At 73.3% G+C, this 18346-nt stretch carries 12 protein-coding genes and 1 riboswitch; of the genes, 8 read left to right on the top strand and 4 right to left on the bottom strand.

The window, feature by feature from the left end; translation table 11 throughout:
* Window positions 1-37: 37 nt before the first annotated feature.
* Both exaC and ACWGB8_RS26160 read right to left on the bottom strand, forming a co-directional pair.
* Window positions 38-1561 carry an acetaldehyde dehydrogenase ExaC gene (exaC, locus tag ACWGB8_RS26165; RefSeq protein ID WP_452216041.1) on the bottom strand — a complete coding sequence of 508 codons (1524 nt, stop codon included), beginning with the start codon at window positions 1559-1561 and terminating at the stop codon, window positions 38-40.
* A 247-nt stretch (window positions 1562-1808) separates the two neighbouring features.
* The gene (locus tag ACWGB8_RS26160; protein ID WP_452216040.1) at window positions 1809-2798 is read right to left on the bottom strand and encodes a terpene synthase family protein; all 990 of its coding nucleotides are present in this window, start codon (window positions 2796-2798) and stop codon (window positions 1809-1811) included.
* A gap of 318 nt (window positions 2799-3116) precedes the next feature.
* On the opposite strand from ACWGB8_RS26160, the gene ACWGB8_RS26155 reads away from it, so the two are divergent.
* From ACWGB8_RS26155 to ACWGB8_RS26125, 7 genes are all read left to right on the top strand, one after another.
* On the top strand, window positions 3117-6116 hold the full coding sequence (locus ACWGB8_RS26155) for an ATP-binding protein (protein ID WP_452216039.1): 3000 nt from the start codon (window positions 3117-3119) through the stop codon (window positions 6114-6116).
* A 188-nt stretch (window positions 6117-6304) separates the two neighbouring features.
* Window positions 6305-7414 (top strand): aldose epimerase family protein, encoded by a 1110-nt coding sequence (locus ACWGB8_RS26150; RefSeq protein ID WP_452216038.1) that lies wholly within the window; start codon window positions 6305-6307, stop codon window positions 7412-7414.
* Window positions 7415-7737: 323 nt separating this feature from the next.
* A complete protein-coding gene (locus ACWGB8_RS26145) occupies window positions 7738-9012 on the top strand; it encodes an extracellular solute-binding protein (RefSeq protein ID WP_452216037.1) in 1275 nt (424 codons plus the stop codon).
* A gap of 123 nt (window positions 9013-9135) precedes the next feature.
* Window positions 9136-10137 carry a carbohydrate ABC transporter permease gene (locus ACWGB8_RS26140; protein ID WP_452216036.1) on the top strand — a complete coding sequence of 334 codons (1002 nt, stop codon included), beginning with the start codon at window positions 9136-9138 and terminating at the stop codon, window positions 10135-10137.
* A 41-nt stretch (window positions 10138-10178) separates the two neighbouring features.
* Window positions 10179-11090, top strand: a complete 912-nt coding sequence (locus tag ACWGB8_RS26135) for a sugar ABC transporter permease (RefSeq protein ID WP_452216035.1) — start codon at window positions 10179-10181, stop codon at window positions 11088-11090.
* A 55-nt stretch (window positions 11091-11145) separates the two neighbouring features.
* Window positions 11146-12849: a glycoside hydrolase family 13 protein gene (locus ACWGB8_RS26130; protein WP_452216034.1), complete on the top strand. Its 1704-nt coding sequence runs from the start codon at window positions 11146-11148 to the stop codon at window positions 12847-12849.
* 25 nt (window positions 12850-12874) lie between these two features.
* Window positions 12875-13894: a LacI family DNA-binding transcriptional regulator gene (locus ACWGB8_RS26125; protein WP_452216033.1), complete on the top strand. Its 1020-nt coding sequence runs from the start codon at window positions 12875-12877 to the stop codon at window positions 13892-13894.
* Window positions 13895-14015: 121 nt separating this feature from the next.
* Here ACWGB8_RS26125 and ACWGB8_RS26120 read toward each other — a convergent pair whose 3' ends face one another.
* A complete protein-coding gene (locus ACWGB8_RS26120; protein WP_452216032.1) occupies window positions 14016-14216 on the bottom strand; it encodes a hypothetical protein in 201 nt (66 codons plus the stop codon).
* A gap of 139 nt (window positions 14217-14355) precedes the next feature.
* Complete coding sequence (locus ACWGB8_RS26115; RefSeq protein WP_452216031.1) at window positions 14356-15669, bottom strand: transglycosylase family protein; 1314 nt, start codon at window positions 15667-15669, stop codon at window positions 14356-14358.
* Window positions 15656-15782: riboswitch (cyclic di-AMP (ydaO/yuaA leader) on the bottom strand. It overlaps the preceding gene by 14 nt.
* Window positions 15783-16233: 451 nt before the next feature.
* Here ACWGB8_RS26115 and ACWGB8_RS26110 point away from each other — a divergent pair.
* A complete protein-coding gene (locus tag ACWGB8_RS26110) occupies window positions 16234-18339 on the top strand; it encodes a hypothetical protein (protein WP_452216030.1) in 2106 nt (701 codons plus the stop codon).
* Window positions 18340-18346: the final 7 nt, after the last annotated feature.

The raw sequence follows: 18346 nt of genomic DNA, 5'->3' as shown, positions 1-18346 counted from the left end.
CGCCCGTCCCGGCCTGGTCCGGTCCGGTGTCGGTGGCCTAGAAGAAGCCGAGCCGGTCGGGGGAGTAGGAGACCAGCAGGTTCTTGGTCTGCTGGTAGTGCTCCAGCAGCGCCTTGTGGTTCTCCCGCCCGATGCCGGAGTTCTTGTAGCCGCCGAAAGCGGCGTGCGCAGGGTAGGCGTGGAAGCAGTTGGTCCAGACCCGGCCCGCCTGGATGGCCCGCCCGGCCCGGTAGGCGGTGTTGGTGTCGCGGGTCCAGACGCCCGCGCCGAGCCCGTACGAGGTGTCGTTGGCCAGCGCGACGGCGTCGTCGAAGTCCTCGAAGCGGGTGACCGCGACCACCGGTCCGAAGATCTCCTCCTGGAAGATCCGCATGCTGTTGGCGCCCTCGAAGACCGTCGGCTCCACGTAGTAGCCGCCCGCCAGCGAGCCCGGCAGCGCGGCCCGGACGCCGCCGGCCAGCACCTTGGCCCCCTCCGCCTGGCCGATCTCGATGTACGAGAGGATCTTGGCCAGCTGCTCCCGGCTCGCCTGTGCGCCGACCTGGGTGTCGGTGTCCAGCGGGTTGCCCTGGCGCATCGCCCGGACCCGCTCCAGCCCGTCGCCGAGCAGCCGGTCGTAGACCGTGGACTGGATCAGCGCCCGGCTCGGGCAGGTGCAGACCTCGCCCTGGTTGAGGGCGAACATCGCGAAGCCCTCCAGCGCCTTGTCGTAGAAGGCGTCCTGCTCGGCGGCGACGTCGGCGAAGAAGACGTTCGGGCTCTTGCCGCCCAGCTCCAGGGTGACCGGGATCAGGTTGGGGCTCGCGTACTGCATGATCAGCCGGCCGGTGCCGGTCTCGCCGGTGAAGGCGATCTTGCGGACCCGGCTGCTGGACGCCAGCGGCCGGCCGGCCTCCTCGCCGAAGCCGTTCACCACGTTCAGCACGCCCGGCGGCAGCAGGTCGGCGATCAGTTCGACCAGCAGCAGGACCGACGCGGGCGTCTGCTCGGCCGGCTTGAGCACCACCGCGTTGCCGGCCGCCAGCGCCGGGGCGAACTTCCAGACCGCCATCAGGATCGGGAAGTTCCACGGGATGATCTGGCCGACCACGCCCAGCGGCTCGTGGAAGTGGTACGCCACGGTGTCCTCGTCCAGCTGCGAGAGGTGCCCCTCCTGGGCGCGCAGCGCACCGGCGAAGTAGCGCAGGTGGTCGACCGCCAGCGGCAGGTCGGCGGCCAGCGTCTCGCGCACCGGTTTGCCGTTCTCCCAGCTCTCCGCGACGGCCAGCGCCTCCAGGTGCTGTTCCATCCGGTCGGCGATCCGCAGCAGCACCTGGGCCCGCTCGGCGGGCGGGGTGCGGCCCCAGGCGGGCGCGGCCGTGTGGGCGGCGTCGAGCGCGGCCTCGATGTCCTCGGCGGTGCCCCGGGCGACCTCGGTGAAGACCTCGCCGGTGACCGGGGTGGGGTTCTCGAAGTACTGGCCCCGGACCGGCGGCGTCCAGTGCCCGCCGATCCAGTGCTCGTAGCGGGGGCGGTAGTCGACGATGGCTCCGGGCTGACCGGGGGGCTGGTAGACCGTCATGCGCTGGGAGTCTCCTTGCGGCGTCGGGCGCCGCCCGGAACGGGCGTCCGGGCGGCGCGCCGGGCCGCGCGGGGGCGGCCCGGCGGAAGGAACGGACACGCACGGGCCGGGCGCCCCGCCGGGGCCGCCCGCCGTCGAGCACCCTAGCCCGGCGCGCCCGCCGCGGCTACGGTCCGTGCGCCGCCTTTCACACGCGGTGGTGCGATCAGGCCACGCGCCCCGTCCGCCGCCGGTCCGCCGCCAGTCGTCAGGCCCGCAGGTCCTGGGCGCCGGGGGCGGGGCCGGTGGCGCACTCCGCCCGGTAGCGCCCCGTGCGCCCCTCCCAGCGGAGGTACCCGGCCAGCCAGGTGAGCAGCCCGTCGGCGTACCGCTGCGCGATGCTGCGCTCCACCCGGGACAGGCCCAGTTCCCGGTAGACGGCGGGCAGTTCGGCGTGCAGATCGGCGCAGCGGCGGACCATCAGCTGCGCCTCGGCCAGGACGACCGCGCACGCCTCCTCCGCCGAGCAGCGGCGCTCGCGCTGCACGATCAGCACCAGGTTGTTGACGTCCCCGCGCGGTGCCTCCAGCGGCAGGGAGCGGACGTCGTTGCTCAGCGACGGTATGTCGGCGGCGAGTTGGCGCAGCTGGCGCAGCACGGGGTGGTGGAAGACGGTGGCGGGCACCTCGAAGCGGCCCAGTCGCTCGACCATGTCGAAGATGGTCTCCATCGCGGCGGTGCCGCGGCGCAGCACCTGGTAGCTGTCCCGGTCCGGCGCCCGGCCGGAGATCCGGCCGGAGGCCTCGGCCGGGTGGCTGGCCAGGTACCACTCCCAGTTGTAGGCGGCGCGGGCCTGCCAGCGGGCGGGCATGGTGCGGGTGCTGCGCTCCCACAGGTCGGCGAAGGCGGTCTGCACCGGCGAGGCGGTGTCGGGCCGGTCGCCGTGCAGGACGTCGATGAGCCGCTGGCAGAGCGGGGCGACCTCGGTCGGCCGGCGGCCGAGCGGTCCGTCGAACTGGTCGTCGAACAGGAAGTAGAAGCCCATCAGGTCGGCGGCCAGGGCGAGTTCGTCCGGCCCGGCGTCCGGGTACCCCAGCGCCGCGAGCTCGACCACCTCCCAGTGGGTGTAGGCGGGGTGGTCGGGGTCGGGGAGCAGCGGGTGGCGGTCGAGCCAGTCCCGGTGGAGGGCGGCGGCGTACGCGCCGTGGAGGTTGCGCCGGTGCGGGAACGGGATCTGAAGCGAGCTGTCGTCAGACATCGGACTCCCGGGGCTGCGAAGGCGGTGGTGGGGGCGTGGTCTGCGGGGGAGTGTGCGGTTCCGGAGCCCTGGGTGCCGGGAGTGCCGGTACCGGTGTGCAAGGGCTCGACGAGGGCAGTGTGGCATGACAAGATCAACGCCCACTAGCGGCCGAACTGTATCTGATGCAATGATCCGACGTTAGGGATATAGGGCAATTGCCCTTGGCAACCGGTCCGAACCCTCCCCCTCCGCCCCAGCCTGCGCGAATGCCCCACGGCGCGCCCCCTCCGGCGCTAATGTCGGCACGAAGGGAACGTCGAGGGCGGAGGCGCAACGGTGACCGAGCAGGAACACGAGCAACGCCGGGCCGCCGGTTCCGGACCCGAACGGGAAGCCGCCGACCCGTCCCGGATCCGCCTGCGCGACCGCGACCTCGAACTCCGCTCCGCCGAAGAGTCCGTGGAGCGCCTCTGCCGGGAATTCGCCGCCGGCGGCACCGAGATCGGCGAACTCCTCACCTTCTACGGCCGGCCCGGCATCGGCAAGACCAGCCTGCTGCACGAGGTACGCCGGATCGCCCGGCTCCGCGAGGGCACCAACGTCCTCTTCGCCCGCGGCGGCGAACGCCAGTACACCGAGCCCTACCACGTCCTGCGCCAGCTCCTGCAGCCCGTCCTCGGCAGCCTCTCCGCCGAGGCGCGCGAACAGGTGCTCGGCACCTGGGTCGACGTCGTCGGCCCCGCCATGGGCCTGCAGGCCCCCAAGGCCGGCGCCCGGCGCCTCGACCCGCAGGGCGTGCGCGACGGCCTCGACTTCGTCCTCGCCCAACTGGCCCCGCGATACGCCCCGCTGGTCGTCATCGTCGACGACCTGCACTGGGCCGACCTCGAATCCCTCGGCTACCTCGCCGACTTCTCGCTGCGCGCCCGCGAACTGCCCGTCCTGCTGGTCTTCGCCTTCCGCGAGGACGACCAGGACTGGACCGAGGAGGCGCTGCTCCGCCGCCGCGAGATCGACCGGCGCGCCACCCGGCGGCACGAGCTCAAGCGCCTCACCCTCGACTCCATCACCGACATGCTCCGCTCCGAGCTCGGCGACGAGGCCGAGGGCGCCTTCTGCTACGAGTTCTGGAACGTCGTCAGCGGCAACCCGTACGAGGCCGTCGCCCTGCTCGAACAGGTCCGCGACCAGGAGCTCGAACCGGTCGAGGAGAACTCCACCCAGCTGCGCGAACTCGCCGTCGACGCCACCGGGATGACCCTCAAGAGCTGGCTCGACCGGCTCGGCGCCACCACCCTGCGGTTCGCCTGGGCCTGCGCCATGCTCGGCACCGACATCCGCTTCGACCTCGCCACCCGGATCTCCACCCAGAGCCCCGAGGGCGCCCGCGAGTCCGTCAAGCAACTGCGCAAGCAGCGGGTCCTCACCCAGACCCCCAACGGGAACCTGGAGTTCGTCCACCCGCTGATCGGCAGCTCCATCTACAACACCATGCCGGAGTCCACCCGCACCGGCATGCACGGCGTCGCCGCCGCCGAGATCGAGAACGCCGGACTCGGCCTGCTCGCCGCCTCCCGCCACCTCGTCGAGACCTTCCCCGGCGAGGGCGACGACCGCACCGTCCGCAAGCTCCGCCGCGCCGCGAGCGAACACCTCCTCATCGGCGCCCCCGAGGCCGCCCAGCGCTGCCTGCGCCGCGCCCTCGACGAGCCGCCGGAGGACCACATCCGCGCCGAGGTGCTGTACGAACTCGGCTGCGCCGCCCTGCTCACCGACCCGCCCGCCACCGTCAACCAGCTCAAGCTCGCGCTCGACCCCGACGAGGGCCCGCTGCGCCCCGCCCTCCGGGTGGACGCCACCTTCCGGCTCTCCGAAGTGCTCGCCCACAGCGGCGAACTGCGCGAGGCCGCCCTGGTCTGCCAGCGGGAGGCCGAACAGACCGTCGACGACCCGGCGGGCAAGCTCCGGCTGCAGGCCGCCTCCTTCATGTGGCACGCCTTCCGCAAGTCCGAGGAGGACGGGCCGGCCCGCTCCGCCCGGCTCGGCGAGCTCTGCGCCGGGCTCACCGGCCGGGAGGCTGCCGACCGCGCCGTCCTCGCCATGCGCGCCTGGGACCTCACCCTGCGCGGCGAGCCGTCCACCGACGCGCTCGCCCACGCCGACGAGGCCCTGGAGAACGCCAGGCTGCCCAAGGGGCTCGGCTGGACCGACTCCACCTGGGGCTTCGAACTGCCCTCGATCATCGGGCTCACCTACACCTACAACGACCGCATCGCCCAGGCCGAGCGGCTCTTCTCGGACGCCATCATCCAGTTCGAGTTCGCCGGGTGGAGCGGTGCCCACCGGGGCTTCGCCTACTTCCTGATGGGCCTGGCCCGCTTCCGGCGCGGCCTGCTCGCCGAGGCCGAGGACTTCCTGCGCCGCGCCCTGCGGCTCTCCGAGCGGATCGGCCCCAAGCTGCCGCTCGCCTGGGACGCCGTCGGCGTGCTGGTCGACACCCTGATCGCCCGCGGCCGGATCGCCGAGGCCTGGGAGACCGCCAACGACTTCGGCTTCCGCCCGCCGTACCACCCGCACGCCATGGTGCTGCCCGACGCCCCCTCGCTGTACGGCAAGCTGCTGCTGGCCATGGACAAGCCGGCCGGCGCCGTCGCCGCGCTCACCGAGGTCGGCGCCCAACTGGAGGCCCGCGGCTGGCACAACACCGTCTGGGCGCCCTGGGCCGGCCACCTCGCCATCGCCCTCGCCGACGACGACCCCGAGCGCGCCCGCAGCCTGGCCGACAGGTCCGTCGCCTCCGCCCGCCGCTTCGGCACCGCCTCGGCGATCGGATCCGCGCTGCGACTGCGCGCGCAGATCGAGGACGGCCAGCAGGCCGTCGACCTGCTGGAGCAGTCCGTCCTGCACCTCGGGCAGTCGCCGGCCGGCTACGAGCACGCCGTCGCCCTGGTCGACCTCGGCGCCGCACTGCGCCGGATCGGCCGGCTCGACGAGGCCCAGGAATACCTCTACCAGGGCATCGAACTCGCCCAGTACTGCGCCGCCGACGGCCTGGTGGGCCGGGCCCGCCGCGAGCTCGCCAACTACGGCCTGCGGCCCAACCGGCTGCGCAGCTTCAACAAGGACGCGCTCTCCCGGCCCGAGTGGGAGGTCGCCCGGCTCGCCGTCCGCGGCGTGCCGCCGCAGCGGATCGCCGAGGAGCTGGGCGTCCAGCTGAGCCTGGTCAACCGCCGGCTCGCCGCCGTCTACCGCAAGGCCGGCAGCGGACCGGACGGCCTCGCCGCCGCCCTGGAGATCCAGGCGGAGGAGCGCGGCCTCCCGGACGGTACGCCGTAGCGGGGCTGCGGCGCGCGGAGCCAGGAGGGGGCGTACGGATCCGAGCGGCGGCGCGCGGGGCGCCGGGCGAGCCGCCGCGGGCCCTCTCCTCGCTAGGCTGGCGCTCCGGGGCGCTGCCACCGGCAGGCCCCCACGGATCCCGGACCAGGTGGCCGCGGCTCGCCGTGCCCACCAGTGAGGAGCAGGCCATGGCGACGCCCCCGCAGGCGGACCGCCCGCAGGCTGACGGAGCGAGCGGCGCGCAGCCGACGAGCGTACGGCGCGAACCCCTCCGGGCGGCCGGCGCCGGCGCCGCGATCGAACGCTGGACCCTGCGGGCCGGCCCGTACGAGGCTAGCGTCCTCACCCTCGGCGCCACCCTGCACACCCTCAGCGCGCCCGACCGGTCCGGCCGCACCGCCCAACTGCTGCTCTCCACCGACGACCTGGACCAGATCCTCGGCCCGGCCCGGCACTACGGCACCGTCGTCGGCCGCTACGCCAACCGGATCGACCACAGCCGGATCACCGTCGACGGCGAGGAGCACCCGCTCGCCCCCACCGGCGGCGGCCTCACCCTGCACGGCGGCCCGGACGGCTTCGCCCACCGCCTCTGGGAGGCCGAGCCGCTGCCCGCGGGCGTCCGGCTGCACCTGCACAGCCCGGACGGCGACCAGGGCTTCCCCGGCGCGCTGGACGTCCGGGTCGACTACACCCTCACCGCCGACGGCGAACTCGCCATCGCCTACCGCGCCACCACCACCCGCCCCACCGTGGTCAACCTGACCAACCACGCCTACTTCAACCTGGCCGGGGAGGGCAGCGGCGACGTCCTCGGCCACCTGCTCACCCTCGACGCGGACGGCTACACCCCGGCCGACGCCCGGCAGATCCCGTACGGCCGCACCGAGCCGGTGGCCGGCACCCCGTTCGACTTCACCACCGCCCGCCCGATCGGCAAGGGCATCCACGACGACCACCCGCAGCTCACCGGCCCCGGCGGCTACGACCACAACTGGGTGCTGCGCCCCCGCCCGGCCGACGGCCGGCCCGCCCGGGCCGCCCTGCTGGAGGAGCCGGTCAGCGGGCGCACCCTGGAGGTGCTGACCACCGAGCCGGGGGTCCAGGTCTACACGGCCAACACGTTCCGGGGCGCGGTGACCGGCGGGAGCGGCGTCCCGTACGGCCCGTTCGCCGGCGTCGCGCTGGAGACCCAGCACTACCCGGACTCCCCGCACCACCCGGAGTTCCCGTCCACCGAGTTGCGCCCGGGGGAGGAGTTCCGCTCGACCACGGTGCTGCGGCTCGGCGTGAGCTGAGCCCCGGAGGCCCGAACCGGTGGCCGCAAGCCCCTTGCAAGGGGGCTTGCGGCCACTTTGCGTAGGCCTGGGCGCGGGGTGAAACGGACAAACCCGGTCAAGTCGCTCGACTGTCAACTACCGTGCGGCAACGTGAAGGACACGTGGGCGTAACGATCGGCGATTCTTGCAGAAACTTGCTGCAAGGGCTTTCGGTGGCGATTGCGCCGCTGTTACGTTCCTTCCCGAGCCCGACGGCCGCAACGGCGCAGTCGGCACGAGGCAGCCATTATGCGCCTGCCTCCCACCACATCGGGCACCCCCACCCCCCTCTAGGAGTTCTCATGCGGCGTGGCATCGCGGCCTCTGCCCTCGTTGTGGCCCTCGCGGTCTCGATGGCTGCCTGTGGCAGCAGCGGCTCCAGCTCGGACGGCAAGGCCGACGGGCCGGTCACCCTCACCTACTGGGACACGTCCAACGCGACCAACGAGGCGCCGAACTACCAGGAACTGGCCAAGAAGTTCGAGGCGGCCAACCCGAACATCAAGGTCAACTTCGTCAACGTGCCGTTCGACCAGGCGCAGAACAAGCTCCAGACCGCCATGGGGGCCAAGGGCGCTCCGGACGTCTTCCGCTCCGAGGTCGGCTGGACCGCGGCCTTCGCCAAGGCCGGCTACCTGGAGCCGCTCGACGGCACCCCGGCGGCCGCCGACTCCGCCGCCTTCCAGCCCAGCCTGATCCAGCAGGCCAAGTACCAGGGCAAGATCTACGGCATCCCGCTGGTCACCGACACCCTCGGCCTGCTCTACAACAAGGAGCTCTTCACCAAGGCCGGCATCACCGCCGCCCCCAAGACCTGGGACGAGCTGAAGGCCGCCGCCGCCGCGGTCAAGGAGAAGGCCGGCGTCGACGGCTTCTGGATGCGGGCCGGCGACGGCTACTACGCGATGCCGTTCCTCTTCGGCGAGGGCACCGACACCGTCGACGCCGCCGCCAAGAAGATCACCGTCACCTCGCCCGAGGCCGTCAAGGGCATCGAGACCTACAAGTCGATGTTCACCTCGCCCGGCACCGCCAAGGCCGACGTGACCACCGACTCGTACGCCCACATGATGGACGCCTTCAACAGCGGCAAGGTCGCGGCGATCATCCAGGGCCCCTGGGAGATCACCAACATCTACAAGGGCACCGCCTTCGCCGACAAGACCAACCTCGGCATCGCGCCCGTCCCCGGCGCCAACGGCAAGGCCGGCGCCCCCACCGGCGGCCACAACATCTCGGTGTACGCCGGCGCGGACGCGGCCCACAAGGCCGCCGCCCAGAAGTTCGCCGCCTTCATGACCTCCGGCGAGAGCCAGGCGTTCATCGCGAAGAAGAACTCCACCCTGCCGACCCGCGCCGACGCCTTCACCCCCGAGGTCAAGGCCGACCCCGGCATCGCCGGCTTCCAGGCCGTGCTGAGCAGCGCCAAGCCGCGTCCCGAGCTGCCCGAGTACAGCTCGCTGTTCGCCTCCCTCGGCACCAACCTCGGCAAGATCGTCCAGGGCACCGGCACCCAGGACGGCCTGAACACCGTCGCCACCGACTACGCCAAGCTCCTCCCGGGCTTCGCCAAGTAGTCCCCCCAGCCGCCCGGCCCGCCGCCAGCCACCCCTGCCGGGGGGCCGGGCGGCCACCCCCGTACCACCCCCCAGCAGTCGACCACAGCGAGGCTGCGGACCTCCCCGAGAAGGTGTCGAACAATGGCAGTCGCCGTGCAGGGCGCTCCCGGCAAGGGCAGCCGGGACCGCGAACCGCGTCCCGGCCTGGTACAGCGCCTCAAGCTCTCGTACGCCAAGAACTGGTACGCCTACGCGATGATCGCGCCGGTCGTGCTCGTCCTCGGCGTCCTGGTGCTCTACCCGCTGGCCGAGGGCTTCTACCTGACCCTCACCGACGCCAACAGCCTCAACTCGGCCCGCCGCATCGGCGTCAACGAGATCCCGGCCACCTACACCTTCGTCGGGTTCGACAACTACGCCGACATCCTCTGGGGCCCCGGCTCCTACGACCGCTTCTGGTCCCACTTCGTGTGGACCATCACCTGGACCGCGCTCTGCGTCGTCCTGCACTACACCATCGGCCTCGCCCTCGCCCTGCTGCTCAACCAGAAGCTGCGCGGCCGGGCCGTCTACCGGATGCTGCTCATCCTGCCCTGGGCCGTCCCCACCTTCGTCACCGTCTTCTCCTGGCGCCTGATGCTCGCCGACGGCGGCGCCGTCAACGGCATCCTCGCCGCGCTGCACCTGCCCGAGCCCGGCTGGCTGCACGACCCCCTGGCCCAGAAGGCCGCCGCCGTCCTGGTCAACACCTGGGTCGGCGTGCCGTTCATGATGATCTCGCTGCTCGGCGGCCTGCAGTCGATCCCCTCCGAGCTGTACGAGGCCGCCGAGATGGACGGCGCCACCGCGTGGCAGCGCTTCCGCCACGTCACCCTGCCCGGGCTGCGCACGGTCTCCTCGACGGTCGTCCTGCTCGGCGTCATCTGGACGTTCAACCAGTTCGCGGTGATCTTCCTGCTGTTCGGCAACGGCGCCCCGGACGCCCAGCTGCTCGTCACCTGGGCCTACCGCCTCGGCTTCGGCCAGCAGCCCCGCGACTACGCGCAGTCCGCCGCCTACGGCGTGATCCTGCTGTCCATCCTCATCGTCTTCACCGCCTTCTACCGGCGCTGGCTCGCCCGCAACGAGCAGGCCAACGGCTGACCTCCCGGCAACCCAGCGACCCCGAAGGCAGGTAACCCCCCATGACCACCACCACCGACCGCCCCGCCGCCCCCGCGGCCGTCCCCGCCGCGCCCGCCGGCCGCAAGGCCCGGGTCCGCCGCCGCGGCCAGGCCGGCCCGCTCGCCACCGCGCTCTCGCACGGCGCCCTGGTCCTCGCCAGCGCCGTCGCGCTCTTCCCGGTGCTGTGGATCCTCTACATCTCGCTCGGCCCGGACAAGACGGACTACCTCCACCCCGGCGAGATCCTCGACAAGATGACGCTGTCCAACTACCGGACCGTCCTCGTCGACACCGACTTCTTCACCTGGTTCGGCAACGCCTTCGTGGTCTCCGGCGCCACCACCGTGCTCGGCGTGATGATCGCCGCCAGCACCGGCTACGCCGTCTCCCGGATGCGCTTCCCCGGCCACCGGCCGCTCATGTGGTCGCTGCTGGTCACCCAGATGTTCCCGATCGCGGTGCTGATCGTGCCGATGTACACGATCCTCAGCGGGCTCAACCTGCTCGACACCTACCTCGGCCTGATCCTGGTCTACTCGACCACCACCGTGCCGTACTGCGCCTGGCTGCTGAAGGGCTACTTCGACACCATCCCGGTGGAGATCGACGAGGCCGGCCGGGTCGACGGGCTCAGCCCGTTCGGCACCTTCTGGCGGCTGGTGCTGCCGCTCGCCCGCCCGGGCCTGGCGGTCGCCGCGTTCTACTCCTTCCTCACCGCCTGGGCCGAGGTCGCCTTCGCCTCCACCTTCATGCTCAGCTCCGACAACTACACGCTGGCCGTCGGCCTGCAGACCTTCGTCAGCGAGCACGACGCCCAGTGGAACCTGATGGCCGCGACCGCGGTGCTCATCGCGATCCCCTCCTCGGTCCTCTTCTACCTGGTGCAGCGTCACCTGGTCACCGGCCTCACGGCCGGCGCCTCCAAGTCCTGACCGACGCAGTCGACCCGACCGCTGCAGCTGTTCTCACCACCAAGGGAAACCGCCCATGACCCAGAACCTGGCCGACACCTCCCGGCCCGCCGCCGACACCACCGCTCACGAGGCGACCGCCGGCGCGTCCAGAGGCTGGTGGCGGGAGGCGGTCATCTACCAGGTGTACCCGCGCAGTTTCGCCGACTCCAACGGCGACGGCATGGGCGACCTGCCCGGCATCCGCAGCCGCCTGCCCTACCTGCGCGACCTCGGCGTCGACGCCGTCTGGCTCTCCCCGTTCTACGCCTCCCCGCAGGCCGACGCCGGCTACGACGTCGCCGACTACCGGGCCGTCGACCCGATGTTCGGCACCCTGCTGGACGCCGACGCGCTGATCCGCGACGCCCACGACCTGGGCCTGCGGATCATCGTGGACCTCGTCCCCAACCACTCCTCCGACCGGCACGAGTGGTTCCAGCGCGCCCTGCGCGAGGGCCCTGCGTCCCCCCTGCGCGACCGCTACCACTTCCGTCCCGGCAAGGGCGAGAACGGCGAACTGCCGCCCAACGACTGGGAGTCGATCTTCGGCGGTCCGGCCTGGACCCGCACCGAGAACCCGGACGGCACCCCCGGCGACTGGTACCTGCACCTGTTCGCCCCCGAGCAGCCCGACTTCAACTGGGAGAACCCGGCCGTCGCCGACGAGTTCCGCTCGATCCTGCGCTTCTGGCTGGACATGGGCGTCGACGGGTTCCGCATCGACGTCGCCCACGGCCTGGTCAAGGCCCCCGGCCTGCCCGACCTCGGCGGCGCCGACCAGCTCAAGCTGCTCGGCAACGACGTGATGCCCTTCTTCGACCAGGACGGCGTCCACGAGATCTACCGCAGCTGGCGCACCATCCTCGACGAGTACCCGGGCCAGCGCATCGGCGTCGCCGAGGCGTGGACCCCGACCGTCCAGCGCACCGCCAACTACGTCCGCCCCGGCGAGCTGCACCAGGCGTTCAACTTCCAGTACCTGGGCACCTCCTGGGACGCCGCCGAGCTGCGCGAGGTCATCGACGTCTCGCTCGACTCGATGCGCCCGGTCGACGCCCCCACCACCTGGGTGCTCTCCAACCACGACGTCACCCGGCACGCCACCCGCTTCGCCAACACGCCGGGCCTGGGCACCCAGATCCGCACCCCCGGCGACCGCGCGCTCGGCCTGCGCCGCGCCCGTGCCGCCACCCTGCTGATGCTCGCGCTGCCCGGCTCCGCGTACATCTACCAGGGCGAGGAGCTCGGCCTGCCGGACGTCACGGACCTGCCCGACGAGGTCCGCCAGGACCCGTCCTTCTTCCGCCAGGCCGGCCAGGACGGCTACCGCGACGGCTGCCGGGTGCCGATCCCGTGGTCCGGCACCGAGGCCCCGTACGGCTTCGGCCCGAACCCCGGCGGCCCCAGCTGGCTGCCCCAGCCCGCCGAGTGGGCCGGGCTCAGCGTCGAGGCCCAGACCGGCGACCCGACCTCCACCCTGGAGCTGTACCGCAGCGCCCTCGCCGTCCGCCGCGAGCACCGCGCGCTCGGCGCCGGCACCGAGGTCGAGTGGCTGGACGGCCCCGAGGGCACCCTGGTGTTCCGCCGCGACGGCTTCGTCTGCACGGTCAACACCACCGACCGGCCGGTGCGCATCGCCGCCCCCGGCCGCCTGCTGCTCGCCTCCGACGACGCGCTGGCGGTGGAGGGCGACGAGGTCGTGCTGCTTCCGGACACCACCGGCTGGTGGGCGGTCTGACGTGGTTGCAATAGGCTCTGGGACCGTGACTACGGCGCGACTCTCAGACATCGCGGCGCAGGCGGGGGTCAGCGAAGCCACCGTCTCCCGCGTACTCAACGGTAAGGCGGGCGTCTCCGCGACCACGCGGCAGACCGTCCTGGCGGCGCTCGACGTGCTCGGCTACGAGCGCCCCACCCGGCTGCGCCAGCGCAGTGCCGGCCTGATCGGACTGATCACCCCGGAGCTGAGCAACCCGATCTTCCCTGCGCTGGCGCAGGTGATCGAGCAGGTGCTGAGCCGGCACGGCTTCACGCCGGTGCTCTGCACCCAGACGCCCGGCGGCTCCACCGAGGACGAACTCGTCGAGATGCTGGTCGACCGGGGCGTGGCGGGCATCGTCTTCGTCTCCGGGCTGCACGCGGACACCACGGCCGACCACGACCGGTACGCCCGGCTCGCGGGCCGGCAGGTGCCGTTCGTCCTGATCAACGGCTACAGCGAGAAGATCGACGCACCGTTCATCTCGCCGGACGACCGGGCCGCGATGTGGATGGCCGTCCAGCACCTCGCCGAACTCGGCCACGAGCGGATCGGCCTGGCCGTCGGCCAGCGGCGGTACGTGCCGGTGCTGCGCAAGATCGAGGGCTTCACCGCCGCGATGCAGGAGCTGCTGGGCGCCACCCCGGAGCAGGCCGAGGAGCTCGTCCACCACACGCTGTTCAGCGTGGAGGGCGGGCACGCGGCGGCCGGGGCGCTGCTCGACAAGGGCTGCACCGCGATCGTCTGCGGCAGCGACATGATGGCGCTCGGCGCGATCCGCGCGGTCCGCCGGCGCGGCCTTTCGGTGCCGCAGGACGTCTCGGTGGTCGGCTTCGACGACTCGCCGCTGATCGCCTTCACCGAGCCGCCGCTGACCACGGTCCGCCAGCCGGTCGAGGCGATGGCCACCGCGGCCGTCGACGCGCTGCTGGAGGAGGTCGGCGGGAACGCCGCCCAGCGCGGGGAGTTCATGTTCCAGCCGGAGCTGGTGATGCGCGGGTCCACCGGCGGCCGGACCAGGTGACGCACGGCCGCAGGGCCCCCGGGGATGCTTCCCCGGGGGCCCTGCGGCATGTCCGGGACCGGACGTCGAGGGCGGGCCCGCAGGGGGCCTGCGCCGGGCCCGTGCCGGCGGTTGCGGGGCCTCAGCCCTCCTGGGTGAGCGGACGGTCCTGGGCGGCCCGGTGGCCGTCGGAGGCGTCGCCGGTGCGGGTCTCGGTGCGCCGGCCCCGGGCGAGGTAGTCGCGGACGATCAGCTCGACGGCGTCCTGCGGGCTCCTGGTGCCGGCGAGCATCATCGCGTCGATGGCGAGATTGGCGTCGAGCGTGACGGTGACCTGTGCCATGGGTGACTCCTTCTCGGGTGCAGAGCAGCAGCATGCCCTGCCCGGAAGGGATGTGACCACGGTCGTCCGGGCACGCCGGAGCCCCCGGGGAGCGCGGCAGGACGCTCCCCGGGGGCCCGGGTCCGGGATCGGACGCGGATCAGACGCGGCCCGCGAAGTCCGGGGCGAAGCCCGCGACGGTCGCCACGCGGACGCCCGCCCGCGGGTTGGCGGCCTCGACGTACTTGCCGTCGCCGATGTACAGGGCGACGTGGTAGACGCCCGAGTTGGCACCGTTGTTGGACCAGAACAGCAGGTCGCCCGGCTGCAGGCTGTCCAGCGAGACGCGGGTGCTGGCGGCGGCCTGGTCGGCGGCGACGCGCGGCACCGAGATGCCGGCGGCGCGCAGCGCGGCCTGGGTCAGGCCGGAGCAGTCCCAACCGCCGTTGCCAGTGCCCCCGTAGACGTACGCCTGGCCGACCTTGGACTGGGCGAAGGAGACGGCTGCGGCCTTGGCGCCGGTGGCGGCCTGGGCCGGGGCCTGGGTCTGCGCCGCGGGCTTGGCCGCGGTGGACGGCTTGGCGGCGGCCGGGGCCTGGGTCTGCGCGGCCGCGCCGGCGGAGCCCTGGCCGGCCTTGTCGCCGGAGCGGTTGAACCAGTCGAACTTCCGCTCCGAGTCGCCGTCCCGGTCGCGCTCGCCCAGGGCCAGGTGCTGGCCCGGGTAGATGACGTTCGGACCGTCGGTCAGGACGTCGCGGTTGAGCTCGTACAGCCGCTCCCAGCCGCCCTGGACGTCGTGCTTGTCGGCGATGGCGGAGAGCCAGTCGCCGGCGATGACGGTGTACTCGCCGCGCTCGCCCCGGCCGTCCTGCTGGCGGTACTGCTGCCAGTCGCCCTTGGCGGCGTCACCGGAGCCCTTGGCGGGCTTGGCGGCCGACTCGGCGGCGGGCTTGGCCGCGGTGGACGGCTTGGCGGCGGTGGACGGCTTGGCGGGCGCGGGGGTGGCGGGCTTGGCGGCCGGGGCCGGGGCCTGCGCGGCCGGCTTGGCGGCGGTGGAGGTGTCGACGGCGGCCGGGGTGCCGCCCTTGGTCAGGCCGGCCTTGACCGAGCAGACGGGCCAGGCGCCGGGGCCCTGGACGGCGAGCACCTTCTCGGCGGTCGCGATCTGCTGGTCCTTGGTGGCCAGGTCGGCGCGCGGGGCGAAGGCGGTGCCGCCGAAGGCGGCCCAGGTGCTGGAGGTGAACTGCAGGCCCCCGTAGAAGCCGTTGCCGGTGTTGATGGCCCAGTTGCCGCCGCTCTCGCACTGGGCGACCTTGTCCCAGGTGGCGACGGTGGCGGCCGAGGCGGTGCCGGCGGTGAGGCAGGGGATCGACAGGCCGACGCCCGCGACGCCGACGGCGGCGATCAGGCGGCGGGCGCGCTTGGGCAGGCTGGTGCCGTTGGTGGGCAGCATGAAGACGCGGTCCTCTCCCACGCCTGCGAGGTGAGCTGTCGGATTCGGGCTGGAGTTGCCCGGCCGCGCTGTGGACGCGGCTTCACCCCTAGCCCTGGACCGTCCGCGAGGGAGGTCCGGGGCGACTTACCTGTGGGTCCCCCGCTCCTGCCGTGGTGCGTTTCTGCGCTGCCAGCGCACCCGACGGCAGGACTCGGCGTTGCGGGTGAACTGGGTCCGTGTGGCCACGAACGGGGAGCACGTTAAGCAGACCCGCTCTCAAACCGCAAACATGTGTGACTCTCGTCACGGTGTGCCTGCACGGTCCGGCGGCGGTGTCCACCATGATCAGAAATGACCGATTTCCGGCAACGCCCGTACGGCTGGACCGATCTGCCTATGCTTCAGAGCGTCAGGACCGACGCAGCCGTCTGGGGGGAGGGCTACGCAACGATGGCCATGGACGAGGACCGGCGCCCCGGGGACCCGGACCCGCGGCCCGCGCCGCCGCCGGCACCGAGGGGCCGCGGAGCGCACCGCCGGGCAAAACACCGCAGAGCGGACACACCGGGCGAAGGTCCGCCAACTCCGGTACCCCGCCGGACGATGCTCCGCTGGCTCGCCGCCGGAACGGTGCTCACCGCCGTCAGCGGCGGCGAACTGCTGCGGCGCTCGCTGAGCGGCCCGGGCGCCCAGCCGGTCGCCGCGCTCCGCACCGGCAGCGCCCCCGGCACCCCGCCGCCGTCCGGCCCGCCCGGCGCACCGGCCGCCGCACACACCCACGGCGGACCCCCGACCACCGCGGCCGGACCGGGCACCCCGGAGCCGCCCGCCCCCGGGCCCACCGTCGACCAGGGCGGCCGCCGCTGGTCCGACCCGGCCGGCTGGGGCGGCAGCGTCCCGGGCCCGCGGACCGCCGTCCGGATCACCGACCGGGTGCTGCTCGACGCCGACGCCGCCGTCGGCTCGCTGCTCGTCGAACCCACCGGCTCGCTGGTCTTCGCAGCCGACCGCAGCCTCACCCTCGCCTCGGTCGGCAACGTCGAGGTCCGCGGCACCCTGGCCCTCGCCCCCGACGGCGCCGCCGTGCACACCCTCCGCTTCCCGGAGGTCGACGAACGCCGCTTCCGCGGGGACGGTATGGAGGTCGCCGGGACCGACACCGGCCTCTGGGTCACCGGCACCGGCTACCTCCGCCTCGACGGCGCCGCCAAGACCGCCTGGGTGCGTGCCGCGGACGGCCTGCGGCCCGGCGAAACCGCCCTCAGGCTCGCCGCCCCGCCCACCGGTTGGCTGCCCGGCGACGAACTCGCCGTCACCCCGACCGGCCCGCCCGCCGACGAGGGCTTCAGCACCGCCTACGACCTCGTCACCGTGAAGTCCGTCAGCGGAGCCACCGTCACCCTCGCCGCACCGCTGCGGTACGCCCACCCGAAGGTCGCCGCGGGCGGCGGCGTGAACGCCGGCGCCGAGGTCCTCAACCTGACCCGCAGCGTCCGGGTCGAGGGCACCGCGAAGGGCCGCACCCACGTCCACCTCACCAGCTCCCGCCGCGCCGACGTCCGGCACGCCGCGCTGCGCTGGGTCGGCCCGCGCACCGACACGAAGGAGACCTGGAAGGGCCCCGACGGCGCCGCCCCGGTCACCGCCCCGGTGCTCGGCCGGTACGGCCTGCACTTCCACATGCTCGCCGACGGCAGCCGGGGCACCGTCGTCGAGGGGGTGGTCGTCCGGGACGCCGGCAACCACGCCTTCGTCCCGCACGCCAGCCACGGCATCACCTTCCGCAGCTGCATCAGCCACGACACCTGGGAGGACGCCTACTGGTGGGACGGGCCGCTCGACACCCGCACCCCGCAGCGCCCGTCCGACGACATCGTGTACGACTCCTGCGTGGCCTCCCGCACCGTGCTCGAACCCAACCCGCGGGCCTACCGGCTGAGCGGCTTCAGCCTCGGCGCGGGCACCGGCGGCAAGGCGCTGGACTGCGTGGCGGTCGGCGTCCAGGGCGCCACCGGCGCCTCCGGCTTCCACTGGCCGGAGACCAGCGAGGGCGTCTGGGAGTTCCGCCGCTGCGTGGCCCACAACAACCTGCAGAACGGCATCTTCGTCTGGCTGAACGCCCGCCACCACCACACGGTCACCGAGTTCGCGGCCTTCCACAACGGCGGCTGGGGCATCGAGCACGGCGCCTACCTCAACGACTTCGACTACACCGCGAGCGTGCTGTACGGCAACGCCGGCGGGGGAGTGGCCCTGCACGCGCTCGGCCGGGACCGGGGCACGGTCTTCGACGGCCTGCTGATCGACGGCGCCGGCCGCGCCGACTTCGGGGTCTCCACCGCCCGGCACGAACTCGCCGGGCAGACCGTCACCTTCAGCCGCTGCCGGATCACCGGGCACCGCCGGGCCGGCTTCGCGTTCCGGGCCGGCGCTGACGGCCGGCCGGACGACGTCGCCGTCCTGGACTGCGAGTTCGGCGGAAACGAGCTGTGGCTCGACCCGGAGGCCGGGGACCCGAAGAACATCGTGCTGCGCCGGGCCGGGTCCGCCGAGGCGGTGCAGGTGCTCCCGGCGGGCCGGGGCGGCTCGGCGCAGCCGCAGTGGAACGCCGGCAGCGACGCGCTGCCCGCGCTCGCGCAGGCCCCCCGCGCGGTGCAGCTCCCCTCGCTGCGGCTGCGGGACGCCGCCGCGCCGACCGCCCGGCGCTGAGCCGCGG

This window comes from Kitasatospora sp. NPDC054939, from assembly GCF_053610105.1.
The sequence above is the reverse complement of the archived record's forward strand: the minus strand, read 5'-3'. Positions and strand labels throughout refer to the sequence as shown.